Raw genomic sequence first — 19,079 nt, forward strand, 5'->3', positions numbered from 1 at the left:
CCCTTCGGATTGACAAAGAAACTGCTTGGGATCCGCTGCGATATGGCACCTCCTGCAAAGGGGGCAGTTCTAGACTTGTTTCACCTTAACGCAGCAGGTCTACCCATGATTTTCAAACCCAAATTTGTCAGCTTCGACTGCTATGGCACCCTCATCAACTTCGAGATGGGCCCCACCGCAAAAGTCCTGTTCAAGGACCGTGTATCGGCCGATCGGATGCCGGCGTTCCTGGACAGTTTCAGGGCCTATCGCCTTGATGAGGTGCTGGGCGAGTGGAAGCCATTCTTTGACGTGGTGGAGAACTCCATCCAACGTGCTTGCAAGGCGCACAACATCGAATGCCTGGCATCGGATGCAATCGCTTTGTACGACGCCGTGCCAACCTGGCAGCCGCACCCGAACGTGGTCGAGGTGCTCGAGGCGATTGCGCCGCATGTGCCGCTGGTGATCCTGTCGAACTCGATGACCGACCTCATCCCTCACAGCGTCGCGCATCTGAAGGCCCCTTTCCACGCGGTCTACACCGCCGAGGAAGCGCGCGCGTACAAGCCGCGCATGCAAGCCTTCGAGCACATGTTCGACCGGCTCGGCTGCGGGCCAGAACAGATGATGCATGTCTCGTCGAGCTTCCGGTATGACCTGATGACGGCGTCCGACCTGGGCTTCATGGCCAAGGCCTTCATCGATCGGGGTCACGAGCCGACGTCGACCGAATATGGCGTGAGCCGCTTGACAGACGTTCGCCAGCTTCCCGCACTGCTCGGACTCTGATGCTCAGCGCTGACTCCCACCCTGGACCCCAGGGGGCGACGCCCGAGGAGCGCTCGAGCGAGCCTGCTGCGCTGAGCACCGCGGCGCCCAACCTGGCACCCGCCGAGGTGCAGGCGCTGGTGGCGCGCCTCTACGCCATCGACGGCAGCGTGAAGGCGCTGGCCAGCGAGCGCGATCAGAATTGCGCCGTCGAGTCCGCTGACGGCACCCGTTACGTGTTCAAGATCAGCAACCCCTCCGAGCCGGTGTCGCTGGTCGATTTCCAGATCGCCGCACTGGAGCACATCGCCCGCACATCGCCGAGCCAGCCTGTGCCCCGCATCGTGCGGACGCTGGACGGCCGCACGCGCGACACCGTGGCGCTCGCCGATGGCGGCCGGACCACCGTGCGCATGCTGACCTACCTGGAGGGCGTCCAAATCCGGGAGACACCGCGCACCGCGGCGCAGCGCGTGGCGATGGGCCAAGGTCTGGCCGAACTGAATCTTGCGCTCCAAGGCTTCACGCACCCTGCGGCCACGCACGACCTGCTGTGGAACGTGTCGGCCGCGCACCGCCTGACCGCCCAGCTCGACAGCCTGGTCGAAGGACCACGACGCACGCTGGCCCAGTCGTTCATGACGCGCTTCAGCGACCACGTGCTGCCCCGCCTTGCGTCGCTCCGGGCGCAGGTGATCCACAACGACTACCACCTGTACAACGTGCTGGTCGCGCCGAACGACCAGGCGCGCATCACCGGCATCATCGATTTTGGCGACATGCTCTATGCGCCATTGGTCGGCGAAGTAGCGACGGCTGCCGCCTTCCACATGACCGGCAACACCGACCCGTTCGAGGGACCGGCGCAGTTCGTTGCCGCCTACCAGGCCGTTCTGCCATTGACCGAACCGGAGCAGGACGTCGTCGCCGACCTCATGGCGACGCGCCACCTCATCACGGCGTTGATCTCGGAGTGGCGCGCCCTGCGCTATCCCGAAAACCGCGCTTACATCATGCGTCACAACCCCGCGGCCTGGGAGGCACTGTCGCAGATGGCAGACCTCTCCCGCCACGAAGCACGCGACCGCTTGCTGACCTCCACACGAAATGGAATCTCCTCATGAAAACCACCGCTGACTTCAACATGGTGAACGCCTACATCCCCGGCCGCGCCAAGGTCGGGCCCGCCACAGAGGCGATGATCGAGCGGCGCAATGCGCTGCTCGGCCCGGCGTACCGACTGATGTACGAACACCCGCTGCACATCGTGCGCGGCGACGGCGTGTGGTTGATGGACCCCGAGGGCCGCCGCTACCTGGACGTGTACAACAACGTCACCTCGCTCGGGCACTGCCATCCCGCGGTGACCGAGGCGATCTGCCGCCAAGTACAGACGCTTGCGACCAACACGCGATACCTGCACGACACCATCCTCGAGTTGGCCGAACGCCTGATCGCCAGCGTGCCCGGAACCGACTTGGCCCACCTGATGCTGACGTGCACCGGCAGCGAGGCCAACGACCTGGCCTATCGCATCGCCAAGGTGCGCACCGGCGGCACGGGGGTGATCGTCACCGACACGGCCTACCACGGCATCACCGACGCCGTGTCGCAGTTCTCGCCGTCGCTCGGCGTGACCGTCGACCTCGGCCCGCACGTTCGCCTGGTGCCGGCGCCGCGTCTGTACCACGCCGAAGGCGCCGACCTTGGCGAGCGCTTCACGCGCGACGTGGAGGCGGCTATCGCCGACCTGCAGCGGCACGGCATCAAGCCGGCAGCCTTGATCGTCGATTCGCTTTTCACGAGCGACGGCATCCTGCCCGAGCCAGCGGGCTTCCTGAAGGGAGCGGTCGAGGCGATCAAGCGCGCGGGCGGCCTGTTCATCGCCGACGAGGTGCAGCCCGGCTTCGGCCGTACCGGCGAGCATATGTGGGGCTTCCAGCGCCACGGCCTCGTTCCCGACATCGTCACCCTGGGCAAGCCGATGGGCAACGGCCAGCCGATCGCAGGCCTCCTCGCGACAGCCGACGCCCTGGCTGAATTCGGCAAGCACTCGCGCTACTTCAATACCTTCGCCGGCAACACGGTCTCGTGCGCAGCGGCCCTGGCGGTGCTGGAGACCATCGAGCGGGAACGGCTGGTGCCGCACGCAGCCAAGATCGGCAAATTGCTGCTCGACGGCATCGCCGGCCTCGCGGCAAAGCACGAGGCCATCGGCGACGTGCGAGGCGCGGGGCTCTTCGTGGGCGTGGAACTCGTGTCGGACCGGACGACGCGGGCGCCGGACCGCGGCCTCACCAGCCGCGTGGTCAACCTGATGCGCGACAAGGGTGTGCTGCTCAGCGCCTGCGCCCAGGGACACAACGTGCTCAAGATCCGTCCGCCGCTGGTGCTGTCGGCGGAGCAGGCCGGCATGGTGATCGAAGCGCTCGACGAATCGCTTGCCGAGGCGCAGCGCACGCCAAGGACTTGACCGTACCATGACGCCATGAGTTCGGCAGTTCCGTTCGACAGGTTTGATCTCAAGATCCTCGTGCACCTACAGCGCGAGGGACGCTGCTCGAACGTCGATCTGGCGGCGTCGCTCGGCCTCAGCCCCAGCCCTTGTCTCCTGCGCACCAAGCGGCTGCAGGAGTGCGGGCTGATCCGCGGCTACGGCGCCGACATCGCGCTGGAAAAGCTGGGGGATCACGTCACCGTGTTCTCGGAGGTCACCATCAGCAGCCACCGGCCGCATGATTTCCGCAAGTTCGAGCAAGCCGCCTCGAAGTACGAAGAGATTGTCGAGTGGTACAACGTCAGCGGCGGCTACGACTACCTGTTGAAGATCGTGGCACCCGGCGTCGGCTACTTTCAGGCGCTGATGGAAAAGATGCTGGAAGACGACATCGGCATCGAACGCTTCGCCAGCCGCATCGTCCTGCGCCAGTCGCTGGAACGCCGCGGGTATCCGCTGGGCATCATCGCGGCTCAGAAGCGGTGGGAGTGATGGAAGGCCTCAAACACAACCAGCGCCGCCGATCGATCGTTCAGGGCTGAAAGCCCGAGCGCCGCACCACCGGCTCCCACTGCTGGCGAAAGCTCTTGAGCATTTGCGCTGTCTCGGCCTGCGTGCTGACGATGGGTGTGATGTAGGCCGCATTGGCGGCTTTCTGCAGCGCGGGGTCCTGCATGACGTCGCGGATCGCGGTCGCCAACTGCTGCACCTTGGCGGGCGGCATCGCGGCCGGAGCGAAGAAGGTGTTCCAGCCGTCGGCATCGATCTTCATGCCGGCCTCGCGGAAGGTGGGAATGGCGGGCGCGAAGCTCACGCGCTTCTTGCCCGACACGGCCAGGATGCGTATCTTGCCGGCCACGTGCTGCGCGTAGAGCGAATCGAGCGTGTCGATGGCGATCGGCAGGTTGCCACCGGTGAGGTCGGCCGACAGCGGCGCCGATCCGCCGTAGCCCTTGATCTGCGGCTGCACGCTGAGCGCGTCGCCCACCATCAGGCCGAAGAAGTGAGGCAGGCTGCCGGTAGCCGGCACGCCGAAGACGGCCTCTTCCGGGTGCGCCCAGAGCCGGCCCACGAGGAACATCGCGCGGTCGAGCTGCAGCTTGTTGCCCACGGCCAGCGCGAAGTCGTAGCTGCTGACCTGCGACACCGGCACAAAGTCCTTGTCGGGGTCGTAGCCCAGGTCCTTGAAGACGAGCGGCGCCACCACCATGACCGCGGGATTGCCGAGCATCAACACGTTCTGCCCCGCGGGCGCGCGCTTGATCTCCTTGGCGGCCAGTCGCCCGCCTTCGCCCGGACGGTTCTCGACCGTCACTGCCACGCCAAGCCGCGGGCCGAGCCGCTCGGCCACGAGGCGCGCGATACGGTCGGTGCTGCCACCCGCGGTGTAGCCGACCACCAGCGTGAGCGGGCCCTCGAAGACGGGCGTCTGCGCGTGGGCGAACGGTGCGGCGCACGGGGCCAATGCGGCGAACGCGAGGCCCCATGCGGTGAGCTTGCGCCGTGAAAAGAATGCTGTCATCGGGTTTCCTGCTTGCGGATGGTGGCGGCGAACACGGATGCGCGCAGGCCTTCGCGGCGACAATCGCCGAAACCGCGTTTGTTTCATCCGGTGTGATTTGTTACCGTTTATACGCACGCCACAAACAGTTGATCTAATCCATCAAATGCCCGCCGAGGCGCGCGGGCCACACCCTTTTTTCTCATCGCTTCAGATTCCATGAACGGTCCGCAAGACACGCCCGCCTTTCCCGATGCCAGCGCAGTGCGTGCGCCCCGTTCGCTCGACGACCTGCTCCTGTACCGGTTCTCGCGTGCGGTGCGCGCGAGCAACGGCATGGCCACGCGCCTGGTCGAGGGCGGCTTCGGCATCACGCGGCGCGAATGGGGAATGATCGCCACGCTCGCGCAGCAGGGCGAGATCCGCTCTTCGGCGTTGGCCGCGCACCTGCACCTGGATCGCGTGCGCACCTCGCGCGGCCTGCGCGGCCTGGTCGAGAAGAAGCTGGTGGTGCGCCGCCAGGACGCCGACGACCGGCGCGAGGTGCACGTGCGGCTGAGCCCCTCGGGCCAGCAACTTTTCGACCGCATGTTCCCGCGCATCGCGGACCTCAACGTCGACCTGCTCGAGGGCATCGCGCCCGCGCACCTCGACATCTTTTTGCAGTGCCTGCAGCATCTCGAACAGCGCGGCAACGCCTTGAGCGCGCAGGGCGCGGTGGCCGAGAAGGCCGACCGACGCTCGGGCGGCACGCGGCACCGGTGGCCGGAGTCGCGCCAGGTTTAGCGGTTTCGCGGCACCGCGCTCAGCGCAGATCGAACAGCGCAGCCGCATTGCCCCATGCAACGCGCCGCGCCACGTCGGGCGGCAGCTCGCCGAGCCAGGTGCGGTAGCCGCGCATGATCTCGTCGTAGGCGCTCCAGCGCTGGTTCACCCAGGTGTCGGAGCCGATCATGAAGCGCTCCGGATACTTGAGGATCAGCGCGCGCCACTCGGGGCACAGCTTGCCGCCTTCGCAGGTGAGGCCCGGCCGATACGAGAGCTCGCCCATCAGCAACGGATAGCGCTCGAGCAGGGCCTGCACACGCTCGATGGGTGGGCCGCCGATGCCCGTGTGCGCCCAGATGAGGCGCAGGTTCTTGCCCTTGGATGGCGCGTGGGCCATCAGCAGGTCGATCGCCGCGTCATCGACGTGCGCGAGCACCGCGAGCTTCTGCCGCTCCGCGAGCGCGATCAGCTTCTTGGCCACCGGTCCGTTGGCATTGGCGCTCTCGTACAGGTGGAACTCGCCGATTCCGCGATAGGGCCCGCTCGCGGTGCCGCGCGCCAGTTCGGCCAGCACCATCTCGTGGATGGTCTCGTCGCGAAACCAGTTGCTGTAGTCGTCGCGGTTGCGATACAGGCGCACGAAGGGCACCACGGTCACGCCCGCGGCCCGGGTCTCGCGCGCCGCGGCCAGCGTTTGCGTGCCGGCGTTGGGCCGCGAGTTGGCAATGATCGCGGTCACCTGGTTGCGCTGCATGCGCGCGAGCGCCTCGGCGGGCGGATAAGGCCCGGCGTTGCCGTCCCAGGCTTCCTGGTTGTAGTGCAGGTGCGTGTCGAACAGCGGGCCGTCGTAGCCAGGCGCACTGCTCTGCGTAGCCTGGCCGTGCGCAAGGGGCGCCAAGGCGACGCAGGTGGCCAAGACAAGGGTCGTGAAAGGCGTGTGGGCTTTCATGTGTTTCGCAAAGAGGGACGCAAGGCCGTTGCGCTGGATTCTGGCGCAGTCCCTGATTGCGCGGCAATTTGGCCGCACCGTTCACGTAGGTCAAAACGCCCACTTCCCTCGTTTGCCACATCGCCGTGTAATAGGACTGCCCGACCGGCAATCCGCGTCTGCGCAACGGAACCCTTCAATGGAACCCCTCATCCTCGCCCGCGTCCAGTTCGGCTTCACGATCTCGTTCCACATCATCTTTCCCGCGCTGACCATCGGGCTCGCGAGCTACCTCGCCGTGCTCGAAGGACTGTGGCTGCGCACCGGCCGGCAGGTGTACATCGACCTGTATCAGTTCTGGATCAAGATCTTTGCGGTGGCCTTCGGCATGGGCGTGGTGTCTGGCTTGGTGATGGCCTACCAGTTCGGCACCAACTGGAGCAACTTCTCGCGCTTTGCCGGTGGCGTGACCGGGCCGCTGCTGGCCTACGAGGTGCTCACCGCGTTCTTTCTCGAAGCGGGATTTCTCGGCGTGATGCTGTTCGGCCGCGAGCGCGTGGGACCGGGCCTGCACTTCGTCTCGACCCTGGCGGTGGCGGTCGGCACGCTGGTCTCCGCCACCTGGATCCTCGCGTCGAACAGCTGGATGCAGACGCCGCAGGGCCACGAGATCATCGACGGGCGCGTGGTGCCGGTCGACTGGTTCAAGGTGATCTTCAACCCATCCTTCCCCTACCGGCTGGCGCACACCGTCACCGCCGCCTACCTTGCAACGGCGCTCATGGTGGGTGGCGCCGCGGCCTGGCATCTTTTGCGCGGCAACGACAACACTCGCGTGCGCACCATGCTGTCGATGGCCTTGTGGATGCTGCTTGCGGCGGCGCCGCTGCAGGCGCTCATCGGCGACCAGCACGGCCTCAACACGCTCGAGCACCAGCCCGCCAAGCTTGCCGCGATCGAAGGCCACTGGGAGCGCACGCCGGAGGGCGAAGGCGTGCCGCTGATTCTTTTCGGCTGGCCCGACATGAAGGCCGAGGTCACGCGCTTCGCGATCGAAATTCCGCGCGCCGGCAGCCTGCTGCTTGCGCACAGCTGGGACGGACAGATTCCCGCGCTCAAGGAGTTCGCACCGGAAGATCGTCCGAACTCGACCATCGTGTTCTGGACCTTCCGCGCGATGGTGGGCCTGGGCGTGCTGATGATCGCGCTGGCCTTCTGGGGGCTGTGGCTGCGCCGCGGGCAGCGGCTGTTTGCGCAGCGCGCGTTCCTGCGGCTGGCGGTGGCCCTCTCGCCCGCGGGCCTCGTGGCCATCCTGGCCGGCTGGTTCACCACCGAGATCGGCCGCCAGCCCTGGGTCGTCTACGGCCTCATGCGCACGGCCGATGCGGTGTCGCCGCAGCATTCGACCTCGCAGGTCGGTTTCACGCTCGCACTGTTCGTCGTCGTGTACTTCGTGGTGTTCGGTGCGGGCACGGCCTACGGGCTGCGCCTCATTGCCAAGGGGCCCACGGGCGGCCACGGTGATCCGCCCGTGCATGGCGGGCCCGGAGAACCGCGGCAACCCATGCGCCCGCTTTCAGCAGCATCGGAGTCTGACGATGGGCATTGATCTTCCCTTGATCTGGGCCGTGATCATACTGTTCGGCATCATGATGTATGTGGTGATGGACGGCTTCGATCTCGGCATTGGCATCCTCTTCCCGTTCGTGCCTGCGAAGGAAGACCGCGACGTCATGATGAACACCGTCGCGCCGGTATGGGACGGCAACGAGACCTGGCTCGTGCTCGGCGGGGCGGGCCTGCTGGCAGCCTTTCCGCTGGCGTATGCGGTGATCCTCAGTGCGTTCTACCTGCCACTCATCCTCATGCTGGTGGGGCTGGTGTTTCGCGGCGTTGCGTTCGAATTCCGCTTCAAGGCGCGGGCGGGCAAGCGGCGCTGGTGGGATGCGGCCTTCATCGGCGGCTCGTTCACCGCCACCTTCTTCCAGGGTGTGACGCTGGGTGCTTTCCTCAACGGCCTGAAGGTCGTGGATGGCAACTTTGCCGGCGGCTCGTTCGACTGGGTCTCGCCGTTCTCGCTCTTCACGGGCCTTGCGCTGGTGGCGGCCTATGCGCTGCTCGGCGCCAACTGGCTCGTGATGAAGACCGAAGGCCCGCTGCAGATGCGCATGCGCAGCTTGGCGCGGCCTCTTGCGTGGCTCATGCTGGCCGTCATCATTGCCATCAGCATCTGGACGCCGCTCGCACACAAGGCAATTGCAACACGCTGGTTCAGCCTGCCCAACCTGCTGTACTTTGCGCCGGTGCCACTGCTCGTTGCGCTCGTGGTCTACAAGCTCTTGCAGGCGCTGCGCGGCGATGGGCACGCCTCGCCCTTCGTGCTTACGCTGGCTTTGCTCTTCCTCGGCTACACCGGCCTGGGCATCAGTCTGTGGCCGAACGTCATTCCGCCTGACATCTCGATCTGGCAGGCTGCAGGCCCCGCACAGAGCCTGGGCTTTGCGCTGGTGGGCGCACTACTGATCATTCCGATCATCCTGATGTACACCGCATGGAGTTATTGGGTGTTTCGCGGCAAGGTGCGGCATGGCGATGGCTATCACTGACGAACCGCGATCAGTCCGGCGCAAATGGATGCGCCGCGTCGGGTGGCTCGCGGCCATCTGGCTCGCGAGCGTGGCGGCGCTGTATCTGCTGGCGCTGGTGCTGCGCTTTGTCATGAAAGCGGTCGGCCTGGGACTGTGAACGGCGGCAATGCGGCCACCAAGGTGGCCTGCTGTGGTGCAACGCAGCGCTAAGGTGTCGAACGCGCCACGATTTGTCGGACTCGGCTGACTCCGAGCGAGCAAATGCTCCGGCGCTCCCCTGCAACCTACCCCATACGTCGGCGCCGTCCGACAGGAGCAGGCGCGCGCGCGAGCACGCTGCGGAGGTCAAGGAGAGGCGCCATGAACGCAGACCATGCATTCCTTGCCTGGAAGGATGCCCATTGCAAGGCTTCGGAAGCCGAGTTCCAGGTCCAGTTGGGCGCGAGCCGTCCCGCATCTCAGAAGCCAAGGCAGGAACAGATCGAAGAGGCGATCCGTCTGCGCAAAATCGCCTCCGAGAACCTGCGGGCCTTTCTGGCGGCCAGCGCGCGCGTTCCGACCAGCTAGCCGGAACGCAGCGGCTTCAAAACGAGCCAAGGACCATGAAGAACCGGACGGCTCATGAGGCGACCGTCACCTTGAAACTGCCATCGGCCGTGAAGGGCCGCGCGCTGGTCGAGGCGCTTCGCAGAGCGGGCATTCCGGTCGATGCACTTGGCAGCGTGACGTCGGGTTATCTCTTCGTGCGGACCACCGGCCGCTTCGGCAAACGCGCCAACACCTATCGATGGTTTGCCGCCGGCACGAGCGAAGAGTCGGTGGCCGCCTTTGCTTTGCCGCGCGCTGACGATGATGCCGATAACCCTGTGACTGCAGACAGTGCGCAAGGCTTCGTTCTTCCGGCGGCGCAACCGCGCGTGCCCACGCCCGTGACCTACCTGCGGGTGTGGAAGGAGCTGGAACAACATGCGCGCCTCGCGGAAACCCAATTGCACGCGAAACGCCTCGCCTACTTTCGAGGCCTGGGCCCACCGCCCGATGCGCTGGATCGGGAGTTGGTGAAACGTGCGTGGGCCAATGCGAACCAGTGCCTTCTGGCCGCGCACGACGAAATGAGCTTCAGGGCTTCCGGGCGCGAACGGCAATCGGGGCCCAGGGGGCCTTCAGCGGCCGGCGCTCCTGCGCCAACCAGCGAGCCCGATCCGGCAACTCGGCAATAGGGTGCAAGAGAACCGACGCGCCCGGTTCGAACGATGTGATTACGTGCCTGGTCTGGAGATAGAACTTTTCATGTAAGCGCTTGCGCGGGCCGTGCGAATTCGATGCTTTTCTGCAGGGATATCCCGCATGGATTGAGTCGATCACGTCGATCCATAGAGGGTCTAATGACTCTGACACCTTGTCCGGACCATCTGCATGGCATGAAAAAAGCTCTTCTGAAGCTCGTCGCGACTTGGGCCTTTGCAGCGCTCGCGTTCGAGGCGCATGCGGAGCCGGTCGTGTTGTCGCTGGTTCACGCCGCCGCGACCACGCACCCGGCGCACCTGGCGGCACTGCAGTTTGCCAAGCGCGTGCAGGAGCGCACCCAGGGGCAGGTCAGCATCGAGATCTTTCCCGCGTCTCAACTCGGCAGCGAGAACGAACTGCTGCAGAAGGTCAGGCTCGGCGCCGTCGACATGGATGTTTCCTCGATGAACTATCTCATTAAATACGAGAAGGCGTTCTCCGTTGTCGTCCTTCCGTATCTGTTCGACAGCTATGCGCACGCGCACCGCGTGCTCGACGGCCCCGCCATGAAATGGCTGGCCCCGCTTGCCGAGAAGCAGGGCTTCGTCATCCTGTCCAACTGGGAATGGGGATTTCGCAATCTCACCAACAGCAAGCGCCCGATCAACGCACCCGAAGACGTGCGAGGCTTGAAGGTGCGCGTGCCGCCGGTCGCCGAGCTCGAGGCGACCATGGAAGCGCTGGGCGCCGAGGTCAGCAAGGTCGGCTTCAAGGAACTTCCCCAGGCGCTCTCGCAGGGAGTGGTCGATGGTCAGGAGAACCCCATCAACGTCATCTACTACAACAAGCTTTACGAGGTGCAGAAGCACCTCGCGTTGACGCGCCACGTGTACTACAACACGCTGCATCTCATGAGCGCGAAGAGCTGGGCAAAGCTCACACCGGCGCAGCAGTCGATCGTGCGCGAAGAAAGCAAGTCGGCGGGTGACGGTATGCGCAGGAAGATCATTGCCGAGGAAGACGAGCTGATCGTGAAGATGGCCGCTGCCGGAGTGAAGGTCACGCGGCCCGATCCTGCGCCGTTTCGCGCGGCGACACAGAGCGCGCGTGCGCAGATCGCGCGCTTTGCGGGCGAAGAGAACGTGCGCATGTTCTTGAAGATGGTCGATGCAGAGCGAAAGCAATGATGCATCCCATCAACGGCGATCGAGGAGCGGACCTCGATTGAGGGGATTCCTGGGCGGCATCCCCTCGTGGCAAAGATCGCTCAGCCTGCGGGCGGAGATTGCAATCGGCTTCGGCATTGTCATTTCGCTGATGCTCGCATTGGGGGTGGCCTTCTATCTCAGCGAGCAGCGCACGTCGATCGCCATCGACAAGCTGCTGAACAGCGACAACCGGATGGCAGACCTGAGCCTGCGCAGTTCCCTTGCAATGTACAAGGCACGCGAGGCCGAAAACGAACTGCTGCTCTCCGCGGACCGGCTCGGCGTGGCGGAGGCCAGCGCGCGCTCCCTGCCGGCCATGCAGAACCAACTGCTCGACATGCGCGAGTACCTTTCAAGCCTGCGGATCATCTCGACCGACGCGCAGTTTAGAGACCGGGTCGACCAGATCGAAGCGCAAACGCAGCAATACGAGGATGGGTTTCTCGCGTTCCTCAAGCAGCACGGCAAGGACGGAAATCTCGGCTCGGAACCTACGTCTCGCCAGGGCTATGTGGACGCGGCGGTGGCCATCGAGTCATCGGTGGAAGCCTTGCACACCGCGGCGAGCAAGCGGGCGCTCCAGACAAGAAGCGATGTCGCGCGCGCAGCCAGTTTCTCGCGCTGGGCTGCCATTGCCATGATCGCGCTGGCCGCTGTCATGGGCCTGGTGATCGCCAGGATCGTTTCGCTGCGCATCGCGGGCTCCGTCGCGCAGCTCATCGCATTTTCGCGCCGCGTTGCCTCGGGCGACTTCAGTGCAAGGGCCCCGCAAGGCCGCGACGATGAATTCGGCATCCTGGCAAAAGCCATGAACCAGATGGCCGAGTCGATCGAGAATTCCAATGTGCTGCTGGAGAGCAGCGCCGACAGCTTGAAGCACCAGGCCACCCACGACGCCCTGACCGGGCTTCCGAACCGCGCGCTGCTGGAGGACCGGCTCACGCAGGCGATTTCATATGCCGACCGATACGGCCGCCTGATGACGGTGGTGTTCATCAACCTCGACGGCTTCAAGATGGTCAACGACAGCCTCGGCCGCAAGGCCGGGGATGAACTGCTGAAGGTCATGGCCGCGCGCATGAGCCAGTGCCTGCGCAGCGTGGACACGGTGGTGCGCACAGGCGGCGACGAGTTCGTGGTCGTGCTGTACGACCAGCCGGGAGACGGCACGGACATCGTCCCTGCCCTGCGGAGGCTGCTTGACGCCATTGCACTGCCCGTGCAGATCGACTGCCAGGCGGTCCAGGTCACGGGCAGCATGGGCGTGGCCACCTATCCCGCGGACGGCGCCGACGCCGACGCCCTGGTCATGAACGCCGATGCGGCGATGTCCCGTGCCAAGACGTCGGGACGCAACAACTTCCAGTTCTATGCGGCCGAGATGAACGGCGCGAGCCGCGACAGGTTCGCGATGCGCGAAGGGTTGCGCCACGCCATTGCCCGCGGCGAATTCCACCTCGCGTACCAGCCCCAGGTGGATATGAGATCGGGCGAGATGATCGGTGTGGAGGCCCTGATCCGCTGGCAACATCCGGAGCGCGGCTCGATCTCGCCGGCGGAATTCATTCCGCTGGCGGAAGAAACGGGGCTCATCGTTCCCATCGGCGAATGGGTGCTGCGCACCGCCTGCTTCCAGCGTAAGGCCTGGCAGCGCGCAGGCCTGCCGGCCTTCGGTGTTTCGGTCAATGTGTCCGCGCGGCAGTTCAGGGAGCGCACCTTGATCGACCAGGTTGCGCGGGCGCTTGCGGACAGCGGGCTCGAAGCCCGTTTGCTCGAACTCGAACTGACCGAAAGCATGGTCATGGAGGATCTCGAGAGCGCGCTGCTGTCGATGAAGGCGCTGCAAGCGATGGGCGTGCAGCTCTCGATCGACGATTTTGGAACCGGCTATTCGAGCCTGAGTGCGCTCAAGCGGTTTCCGATCGCGAGGCTGAAGATCGATCGCGCCTTCGTGCGTGACATTCCGGACGATGACGAGGACAAGGCCATTGCCAAAGCCATCATCTCTCTGGGCCACGAGCTCAAGCTCAAGGTCATTGCCGAAGGCGTGGAAAACGAGCGGCAACTGGAGTTCTTGCGCCTCAACGGCTGCGACGAGATGCAGGGCTACCTGTTCAGCCCACCGGTTTCACCCACCCAGCTTGCGGCATTGGTGAAGTCCCGCGTGGGCGCTGCGCACAGGGCGGGTGCACGCACGGCATCGATGCGCGGTTAGCCGCTTCTGAGAACGAAAGTACTGTATATTCATACAGTGTACTGCGAAGTTTTCAGATACCTGTTCGACGGGCAGGAGCTCGCCACGAAAGAGGCCGTGAAGCACACGCGCCGCGTGGGCGAGCTGGTCTACATGGCCCGTATTCACGATCCGCGCCCAGGCCGCAGCCTGATGATCGCGATGCTGCTGGCGGACGATCACGAGAGCTATGTGATCCCCCTGCTCAACCGCGCTTGCCTGACCGAGGTCAGGGGCGGCTTCGTCATCGAGGGCATCGAGATCCACGCGCGGGGCCGCGCGATGAAGAACATCAAGACCTTCAACTATCCGCAGCGCTGGTTCTGCCGTCCTGTGCCGCGGCCCGCCGCTGCAGATCCCGCGGCCGCCCGCGTGGAAGCCCGGCGCCACGGTGAAATGATTGCGACTGCGCTGCAGCGTTGGCCGGGGCGGCGCGGCGGGTTCAACATTGCCGAAGGGAGCTGATCGATCCCGCGCAAGGAACAGCGCGCTAAGGCGCCGGATGCTGCACGGGCGCATGCTGCGCCATCAGCGCAGCGACCCAGTCGATGAACACACGCAGCTTGGCGCTCACATGCCGATTGGGCGGAAACGCGATGGAGATGGGCATCGGATCGAGCCGCCAATCCTTTTCGAACAGCGGCACCAGCTCGCCGCGCGCCACGTGCGCCTTCGACATGTAGTGCGGCAGCCAGAGGACACCCAGGCCTGCCAAGCCAGCCGCGAGGTAGGCATTGCCGTCGTCGACCGCCAGCACGTAGCGGCCCTGCACTCGGATGCTTTCGCCGCCGTCCTGGCGGTGCAGGCTGTATGGCAAGACCTTGCCGGTCCGCGGCCAGTGGAAGCCGACGACGCGGTGATGCGAGTCTTCGAGCTCCCGCGGGTGCGAGGGCAAGCCGGCGTGTTCGAGGTAGCTTGGCGCCGCGTACACCCCCAGCTGCAGGTCGCCCACGCGGCGCGCCATCAGCGACGGGTCGGTGAGTTCGCCGCCCCGCACCACGCAGTCCACGTTCTCGCCGATCAGATCCACCATGCGATCGCTCACGCCCATGTCGAACTGGATGTCGGGATAGCGCGCGTGAAATTCCGGCAAGGCCGGCACCAGGATCAGGCGCGCGAGCGGACTGGGCACATCCACCCGCAACCGCCCTCTGGGCAACGCCGACGCATCGGACAGGCTGGTCTCGGCATCGTCCATGTCGCCCAGCAGCCGCACCACGCGCTCGTAGTAGGCCGCGCCGTCAGCCGTGACGTTGACCTTACGCGTGGTGCGGTTGAGCAGCTTGACGCGCAGCCGCGCTTCCAGCTGCTGCACCAGTTGCGTCACGGTGGTCTTGCTCATGTGAAGCGTCTCGGCCGCTTTGGTGAAGCTGCCTGCTTCCACCACGCGGGCAAACGCCTGCATCGCATCGAAACGGTCCATCTCTCTGCTCCTGATGCTTTCCGGATTGTTCGGTATTCCCAAACAGTGATTATTGGCTTTGCCGGTTTATCGGCGAGGCGCGGATGTCTAGAGTCCCTTCATCGCAACCACAGGGTCGGCTTCGGCCCGTTCAATAAAGAAGGCACATCCATGACTACACGTGACGTCGTTTTTCCGCCCGGGCGCCAGGCGCTCTATGAAAAGAACCGCTATTCGCCCGCGATTCGTTCCAACGGCTTCCTGTTCGTTTCGGGCCAGGTCGGCAGCCGCGAAGACGGCTCGCCCGAGCCCAACCTGGAAGCACAGGTCCGGCTCGCATTCGGCAATTTGAACGCAGTGCTTGCGGCCTCAGGCTGCACCTTCGACGACGTGATCGACGTGACCATCTTCATCGTCGATCCCGAATCGAAGTTCGAGAGAATCTGGAAGCTGGTGCCCGAGTATTGGGGCAACGCGCCGCACCCGACGCTGACCGGCGTCGGCGTGACGTGGCTCTATGGCTTCGACTTCGAGATCAAGGTGATTGCGAAGCTTCCCGAGGCCAGAGGGGACTGAGCCGGCATCTCCGCCCCTGTGGAAATTACTGCGGTTAAGGGGTCAATTTTTGGCGGCAAACAGCACGTGCCTCATTTCGTATCAGGCCAGTTTTGACCGCCTCTGCTTGATAGATCGCCATCTCCGGCCTTCCATCGGAGAGCTCGGCCATGGACTTCGCAAACTGTCGCGATGCCTCGACTTGAAAATGGGCTTGCAGCGCGGCCATGTCTCGCCAGCGTTCAACGAAGACGAATCGTTGCGGCTGCTGCACGTCGCGGCCCACTTTATGGGAAACGCATCCCGGCTCGGCGCGAGACCGAAGCACGTGTTCGACGGCAAGCTTCTGCATCGCCTCGTCGGCGCCTTCGCGCGCAATCGCATGGCCTGTCACGATGATCATCGTAGGTACTCCGTGTGGTGATGGGGGAAGAAAGCAATTGGCAGTCAGCGGGCGCTGGCGCCACCGTCGATAGGGATGATGGCACCCGTCATGTAGCTCGACGCCGCTGACGCCAGCAGCAGCGCGAGCCCCTGGATCTCCTGCGGCTGCGCGATGCGACCCAAGGGGATATAGCTGCGCATGCGTTCCACGCTTTCGGGCAGGCGCTGGCGCCCGCCGTTGATGCCGGTGGCGAAGGGACCGGGCGCAATCGCATTGACCTGCACGTTGAAGGGCGCCAGCTCCGCAGCCGCCTGGCGCACGAGATTGTTGACCGCCGCCTTCGAGGCGACGTACGCGTAACCGGAAAGCGCTTCGGCGCGCAGGCCGGCAATCGACGAGGTCACGATGATCCGGCCCCGCCCGCGCGGCTTCATGTGGCGGCTGGCGGCGCGCATGGTTGTGAGGACACCGTCGAGATTCACCCGAAGCACCCTGTCCCACGCGGCCATTTCAACGTTCTCCAGGCGGCCTGCATCCACCAAGAAATCGCGGCCGGCGCTCATGCCCGCATTGGCAAACACGCACTCGATGCCGCCAGGCTGCGCCGCCAGCGCATCCACCAGGCCGTCCACCGCAGCGGTATCGCTGACATCCAGCGGCGACCCTCGGGCCTTCGAGTACTGGGGCTGCAATCGGTTTAGCTCGACTCCGAGCAGTTCGGCGTCGAGGTCGGACATGATGACCTCGGCACCGGCTTCAAGCATGGCCCCGGAAATCGCCACCGATGCCGCTCGCGGCTCCGGTGACGAGGATTCGTTGACCGCTCAGATCGAATAGCGAAGGCAAGCTCATTGGTGCTCCTGTTCAGTTCTTCCTGAGTGGGATCAGCTCGTCCCAGCGCTCGGCGGCTTCGATCATGTAGTGCACGCTCAGTACCACCCGCTGGAACATCCACTGCCCGTCAAGGCGGATGTACTCGTCGTCAAACCGACCTACCAGGTAGTGGCTCTTGCCGTCACGCACGGGACGACCATCGAGGTAGCTGAATCCGGTGCCTCGATCCCCCTGGACGTCAACAACATGGTTGTGAATGAACTGCCGCGCCGACTGAACGGGGAAAGTGGCAAAAAAAGCCCGGATGTTCTCGCGCCCCCGCACCTCAGGGCGGCCTCCGTAGACGATCGCCGCATCCGGTGCGAAGAGTCCGTACAGCCGTGGGCCGGCGTCCTCGTTGACCAGCTCGTGGTAACGCGCGCGCTCGGTGCATCACGCGTAACGTGCGCTCGAGGCAGGGGCCGATGGACTGGTGTTGCTCACGGCGGGCGCTGGCGGCCATACGGGCTGGGCCAACCCGTTCGCGTTCGCGCGGGCGGCGCGCGCCTTGTTCGATGGCGCCGTCGTGCTGACGGTGTCCGTGCAGGAAGCTCGAAACAGGTTCGGCGGGGGCTCTGAAGGTGCAGTGATCCAGGGGCCATCGCGTGCAACCGACTTCAATCGGCCACTTCCAGACGTTGACGACGGTTGGCGCTCGGGGTGCCTAATTAGTAGGATTCTGATGAAAACCTTCGACCTTTATGCCCGCGTCTATGTGGCTGCCAGTGGCGGCTGGAAGGCCACCTTCCTGGGTACGATCTGTAGTGAAGCCGAGCAGGTTCAGACTGTGAAGGGGCCAGAGAACTACTACTGGGTCGAGTTCGACGAACCTCAGGAGGATGTATCGGGGCCTGACCTTTATCGGAAGGCCCAAATTCTGAGCTGCTATCTGGAGTCGGTGTAGTGTCGGTGCACGGGCCGCATCCGGCCATCACCAGCCGTTCATGTGGATGCCATAAAGCAGCCGCTCGACGCCGCTCTCGACCCACAGCTGCCATTCGAGCTTCAGAATTGGGGATCCCAAAGCTGCAGTTGAGCAGTGCAAGACAAGCGCTGAACCGCCGGCGTCAGCACGGGTCAAGGCCGAGTAGACCCGAATCGCGCGCGAGCGCGCCGACGGTCGGCGGCTGCGCGCTCGCCGTGCCGGTCAGCACGATGGCTGCCGCAACGGCGGCGATGGAACTGGCAAACATTCTGCGATTCGTCATGGCAAAGACTCCTCAAGTTGAGTTGGTTCACGCGTCCTGATTGACGCGTCACGATTGCGGTTGTCAGAGATGGATCCCGCCCGAGACCTCGATGCGCTGACCGGTCACGAAGCGATTGCCGTCGCCAAGCAGCGCAGTAATGGCGCCTGCGATGTCTTCGGCCACTGCAAAGCGCCCCAGCGGCGTGACCGACGCGATGTGCTTCTGCACCTGCTCGTTTGAACGCAGCAGGCCGCCGCTGAAGTCGGTCGCGACGGCTCCCGGAGCAATCACGTTGACGGTGATTCCGCGTGGGCCGAGTTCGTGGGCGAGGTAGCGCGTCAACACTTCGACGGCACCCTTGACCGAGCTGTAGATCGCGCGGTCCGGCGTGTAGAACCGCGTGGTGCCGCTGGAGACGTTGACGATGGAACCCTGGTCCGAAATCAGCGGCAGGAGCTTCTGGACCAGGAAGAAGACGCCCTTGAAGTGGACGTTGACCAGGCTGTCGAATCCTTCCTCCGTCACCTTCTCGAGCGGCTCGGCAACTTGCAGGCCGCCGTTGTTCACGAGGAAGTCGAAGGTCTCTCGATTCCACCTGCTGCGAAGTACCTCGTGAACTGCCGCGGCGAAGGAGCCGAATGCCGAGGTCTTGGCGACGTCGAGCTGGAGCGCGACCGCGCTACGGCCCAGCGCCGAGATCTCGCCGACAACGGCATCGGCCTCTTCGCGATGGGAGTTGTAGGTGACGATGATGTCTGCGCCGTCGCGGGCGAGTTGGAGGGCGGTGGCGCGGCCGATGCCGCGATTGGCGCCCGTGACGAGGGCGATGCGAGAAGAGTGGGTCATGGTCGTATTCCGGTTGAAGCGATGTGGATGGGTGTGCAGGTGTGAGCCGGCAAACCAATGATGGACAGCGACGGCCTTCGGATAAATAGCCCAATCTTGATAACATTGTCCGAACGGACTGGACAATC

General features: G+C 64.7%; 22 protein-coding genes and 1 pseudogene. 15 read left to right on the plus strand and 8 right to left on the minus strand.

Annotation, left to right across the window (positions count from 1 at the left end; all coding sequences use genetic code 11):
- The first annotated feature begins 105 nt into the window (after positions 1 to 105).
- Genes J2X92_RS21650 through J2X92_RS21665 form a run of 4 tightly spaced genes read left to right on the plus strand, consistent with a single transcriptional unit; the run spans position 106 to position 3,739 of the window.
- Complete coding sequence (locus J2X92_RS21650; protein ID WP_307578583.1) at positions 106 to 771, plus strand: haloacid dehalogenase type II; 666 nt, start codon at positions 106 to 108, stop codon at positions 769 to 771.
- Positions 771 to 1,874: a phosphotransferase gene (locus tag J2X92_RS21655; RefSeq protein ID WP_307578585.1), complete on the plus strand. Its 1,104-nt coding sequence runs from the start codon at positions 771 to 773 to the stop codon at positions 1,872 to 1,874. Before J2X92_RS21650 ends, J2X92_RS21655 begins: the two co-directional genes overlap by 1 nt.
- Positions 1,871 to 3,223 carry an aspartate aminotransferase family protein gene (locus J2X92_RS21660; RefSeq protein ID WP_307578586.1) on the plus strand — a complete coding sequence of 451 codons (1,353 nt, stop codon included), beginning with the start codon at positions 1,871 to 1,873 and terminating at the stop codon, positions 3,221 to 3,223. The genes J2X92_RS21655 and J2X92_RS21660 overlap by 4 nt, the downstream gene beginning before the upstream one ends.
- A 15-nt stretch (positions 3,224 to 3,238) precedes the next feature.
- Positions 3,239 to 3,739 (plus strand): Lrp/AsnC family transcriptional regulator, encoded by a 501-nt coding sequence (locus J2X92_RS21665; RefSeq protein WP_307578588.1) that lies wholly within the window; start codon positions 3,239 to 3,241, stop codon positions 3,737 to 3,739.
- 40 nt (positions 3,740 to 3,779) lie between these two features.
- Here the strand turns inward: J2X92_RS21665 and J2X92_RS21670 are convergent, their stop codons facing one another.
- On the minus strand, positions 3,780 to 4,769 hold the full coding sequence (locus tag J2X92_RS21670; protein ID WP_307578590.1) for a tripartite tricarboxylate transporter substrate-binding protein: 990 nt from the start codon (positions 4,767 to 4,769) through the stop codon (positions 3,780 to 3,782).
- A gap of 198 nt (positions 4,770 to 4,967) precedes the next feature.
- Here J2X92_RS21670 and J2X92_RS21675 point away from each other — a divergent pair, with 198 nt between their 5' ends.
- Positions 4,968 to 5,534 carry a MarR family winged helix-turn-helix transcriptional regulator gene (locus J2X92_RS21675; RefSeq protein ID WP_307578592.1) on the plus strand — a complete coding sequence of 189 codons (567 nt, stop codon included), beginning with the start codon at positions 4,968 to 4,970 and terminating at the stop codon, positions 5,532 to 5,534.
- Between the two features lie 19 nt (positions 5,535 to 5,553).
- Here the strand turns inward: J2X92_RS21675 and J2X92_RS21680 are convergent, their stop codons facing one another.
- The gene (locus J2X92_RS21680) at positions 5,554 to 6,465 is read right to left on the minus strand and encodes an amidohydrolase family protein (RefSeq protein ID WP_307578594.1); all 912 of its coding nucleotides are present in this window, start codon (positions 6,463 to 6,465) and stop codon (positions 5,554 to 5,556) included.
- Between the two features lie 178 nt (positions 6,466 to 6,643).
- On the opposite strand from J2X92_RS21680, the gene J2X92_RS21685 reads away from it, so the two are divergent.
- From J2X92_RS21685 to J2X92_RS21720, 8 genes are all read left to right on the plus strand, one after another.
- Positions 6,644 to 8,053 (plus strand): cytochrome ubiquinol oxidase subunit I, encoded by a 1,410-nt coding sequence (locus tag J2X92_RS21685; RefSeq protein ID WP_307578595.1) that lies wholly within the window; start codon positions 6,644 to 6,646, stop codon positions 8,051 to 8,053.
- Positions 8,043 to 9,050, plus strand: coding sequence for a cytochrome d ubiquinol oxidase subunit II (cydB, locus tag J2X92_RS21690; RefSeq protein ID WP_307578596.1), 1,008 nt, complete (start codon positions 8,043 to 8,045; stop codon positions 9,048 to 9,050). The genes J2X92_RS21685 and cydB overlap by 11 nt, the downstream gene beginning before the upstream one ends.
- Before the next feature lie 28 nt (positions 9,051 to 9,078).
- Complete coding sequence (locus tag J2X92_RS21695; protein WP_307578597.1) at positions 9,079 to 9,189, plus strand: DUF2474 family protein; 111 nt, start codon at positions 9,079 to 9,081, stop codon at positions 9,187 to 9,189.
- Positions 9,190 to 9,392: 203 nt separating this feature from the next.
- Positions 9,393 to 9,599 carry a hypothetical protein gene (locus tag J2X92_RS21700; protein WP_307578598.1) on the plus strand — a complete coding sequence of 69 codons (207 nt, stop codon included), beginning with the start codon at positions 9,393 to 9,395 and terminating at the stop codon, positions 9,597 to 9,599.
- Between the two features lie 89 nt (positions 9,600 to 9,688).
- Positions 9,689 to 10,252 carry a hypothetical protein gene (locus J2X92_RS21705; protein WP_307578599.1) on the plus strand — a complete coding sequence of 188 codons (564 nt, stop codon included), beginning with the start codon at positions 9,689 to 9,691 and terminating at the stop codon, positions 10,250 to 10,252.
- A gap of 201 nt (positions 10,253 to 10,453) precedes the next feature.
- Positions 10,454 to 11,446 carry a TRAP transporter substrate-binding protein gene (locus J2X92_RS21710; protein WP_307578600.1) on the plus strand — a complete coding sequence of 331 codons (993 nt, stop codon included), beginning with the start codon at positions 10,454 to 10,456 and terminating at the stop codon, positions 11,444 to 11,446.
- Positions 11,447 to 11,483: 37 nt separating this feature from the next.
- Complete coding sequence (locus tag J2X92_RS21715; RefSeq protein ID WP_307578601.1) at positions 11,484 to 13,682, plus strand: putative bifunctional diguanylate cyclase/phosphodiesterase; 2,199 nt, start codon at positions 11,484 to 11,486, stop codon at positions 13,680 to 13,682.
- A 96-nt stretch (positions 13,683 to 13,778) separates the two neighbouring features.
- Positions 13,779 to 14,165 carry a hypothetical protein gene (locus tag J2X92_RS21720; protein WP_307578603.1) on the plus strand — a complete coding sequence of 129 codons (387 nt, stop codon included), beginning with the start codon at positions 13,779 to 13,781 and terminating at the stop codon, positions 14,163 to 14,165.
- 25 nt (positions 14,166 to 14,190) lie between these two features.
- Here J2X92_RS21720 and J2X92_RS21725 read toward each other — a convergent pair whose 3' ends face one another.
- Entirely contained in the window at positions 14,191 to 15,123 is a 933-nt protein-coding gene (locus J2X92_RS21725; RefSeq protein WP_307578604.1) for a LysR family transcriptional regulator, read from the minus strand.
- Between the two features lie 150 nt (positions 15,124 to 15,273).
- Here J2X92_RS21725 and J2X92_RS21730 point away from each other — a divergent pair, with 150 nt between their 5' ends.
- Positions 15,274 to 15,678, plus strand: a complete 405-nt coding sequence (locus J2X92_RS21730; protein WP_307578606.1) for a RidA family protein — start codon at positions 15,274 to 15,276, stop codon at positions 15,676 to 15,678.
- A 34-nt stretch (positions 15,679 to 15,712) separates the two neighbouring features.
- Here the strand turns inward: J2X92_RS21730 and J2X92_RS21735 are convergent, their stop codons facing one another.
- The 3 genes and pseudogenes from J2X92_RS21735 to J2X92_RS21745 all read right to left on the minus strand — a co-directional run.
- On the minus strand, positions 15,713 to 16,060 hold the full coding sequence (locus J2X92_RS21735; RefSeq protein WP_307578608.1) for a putative quinol monooxygenase: 348 nt from the start codon (positions 16,058 to 16,060) through the stop codon (positions 15,713 to 15,715).
- A gap of 44 nt (positions 16,061 to 16,104) precedes the next feature.
- The gene (locus J2X92_RS21740; RefSeq protein WP_307578609.1) at positions 16,105 to 16,779 is read right to left on the minus strand and encodes an SDR family NAD(P)-dependent oxidoreductase; all 675 of its coding nucleotides are present in this window, start codon (positions 16,777 to 16,779) and stop codon (positions 16,105 to 16,107) included.
- Positions 16,780 to 16,906: 127 nt separating this feature from the next.
- Positions 16,907 to 17,284 (minus strand): annotated as a pseudogene (locus J2X92_RS21745) (nuclear transport factor 2 family protein); the annotation flags it as partial.
- A 313-nt stretch (positions 17,285 to 17,597) separates the two neighbouring features.
- Here J2X92_RS21745 and J2X92_RS21750 point away from each other — a divergent pair.
- Positions 17,598 to 17,819: a hypothetical protein gene (locus J2X92_RS21750; protein WP_307573788.1), complete on the plus strand. Its 222-nt coding sequence runs from the start codon at positions 17,598 to 17,600 to the stop codon at positions 17,817 to 17,819.
- Between the two features lie 163 nt (positions 17,820 to 17,982).
- Here the strand turns inward: J2X92_RS21750 and J2X92_RS21755 are convergent, their stop codons facing one another.
- Together J2X92_RS21755 and J2X92_RS21760 are read right to left on the minus strand one after the other, a co-directional pair.
- Positions 17,983 to 18,123, minus strand: a complete 141-nt coding sequence (locus tag J2X92_RS21755; protein ID WP_307578611.1) for a hypothetical protein — start codon at positions 18,121 to 18,123, stop codon at positions 17,983 to 17,985.
- A 63-nt stretch (positions 18,124 to 18,186) separates the two neighbouring features.
- Positions 18,187 to 18,951, minus strand: a complete 765-nt coding sequence (locus J2X92_RS21760) for an SDR family NAD(P)-dependent oxidoreductase (RefSeq protein ID WP_307578613.1) — start codon at positions 18,949 to 18,951, stop codon at positions 18,187 to 18,189.
- Positions 18,952 to 19,079 lie beyond the last annotated feature (128 nt).

The organism is Variovorax paradoxus (assembly GCF_030811855.1).
Classification (GTDB): Bacteria; Pseudomonadota; Gammaproteobacteria; order Burkholderiales; family Burkholderiaceae_C; genus Variovorax; species Variovorax paradoxus_L.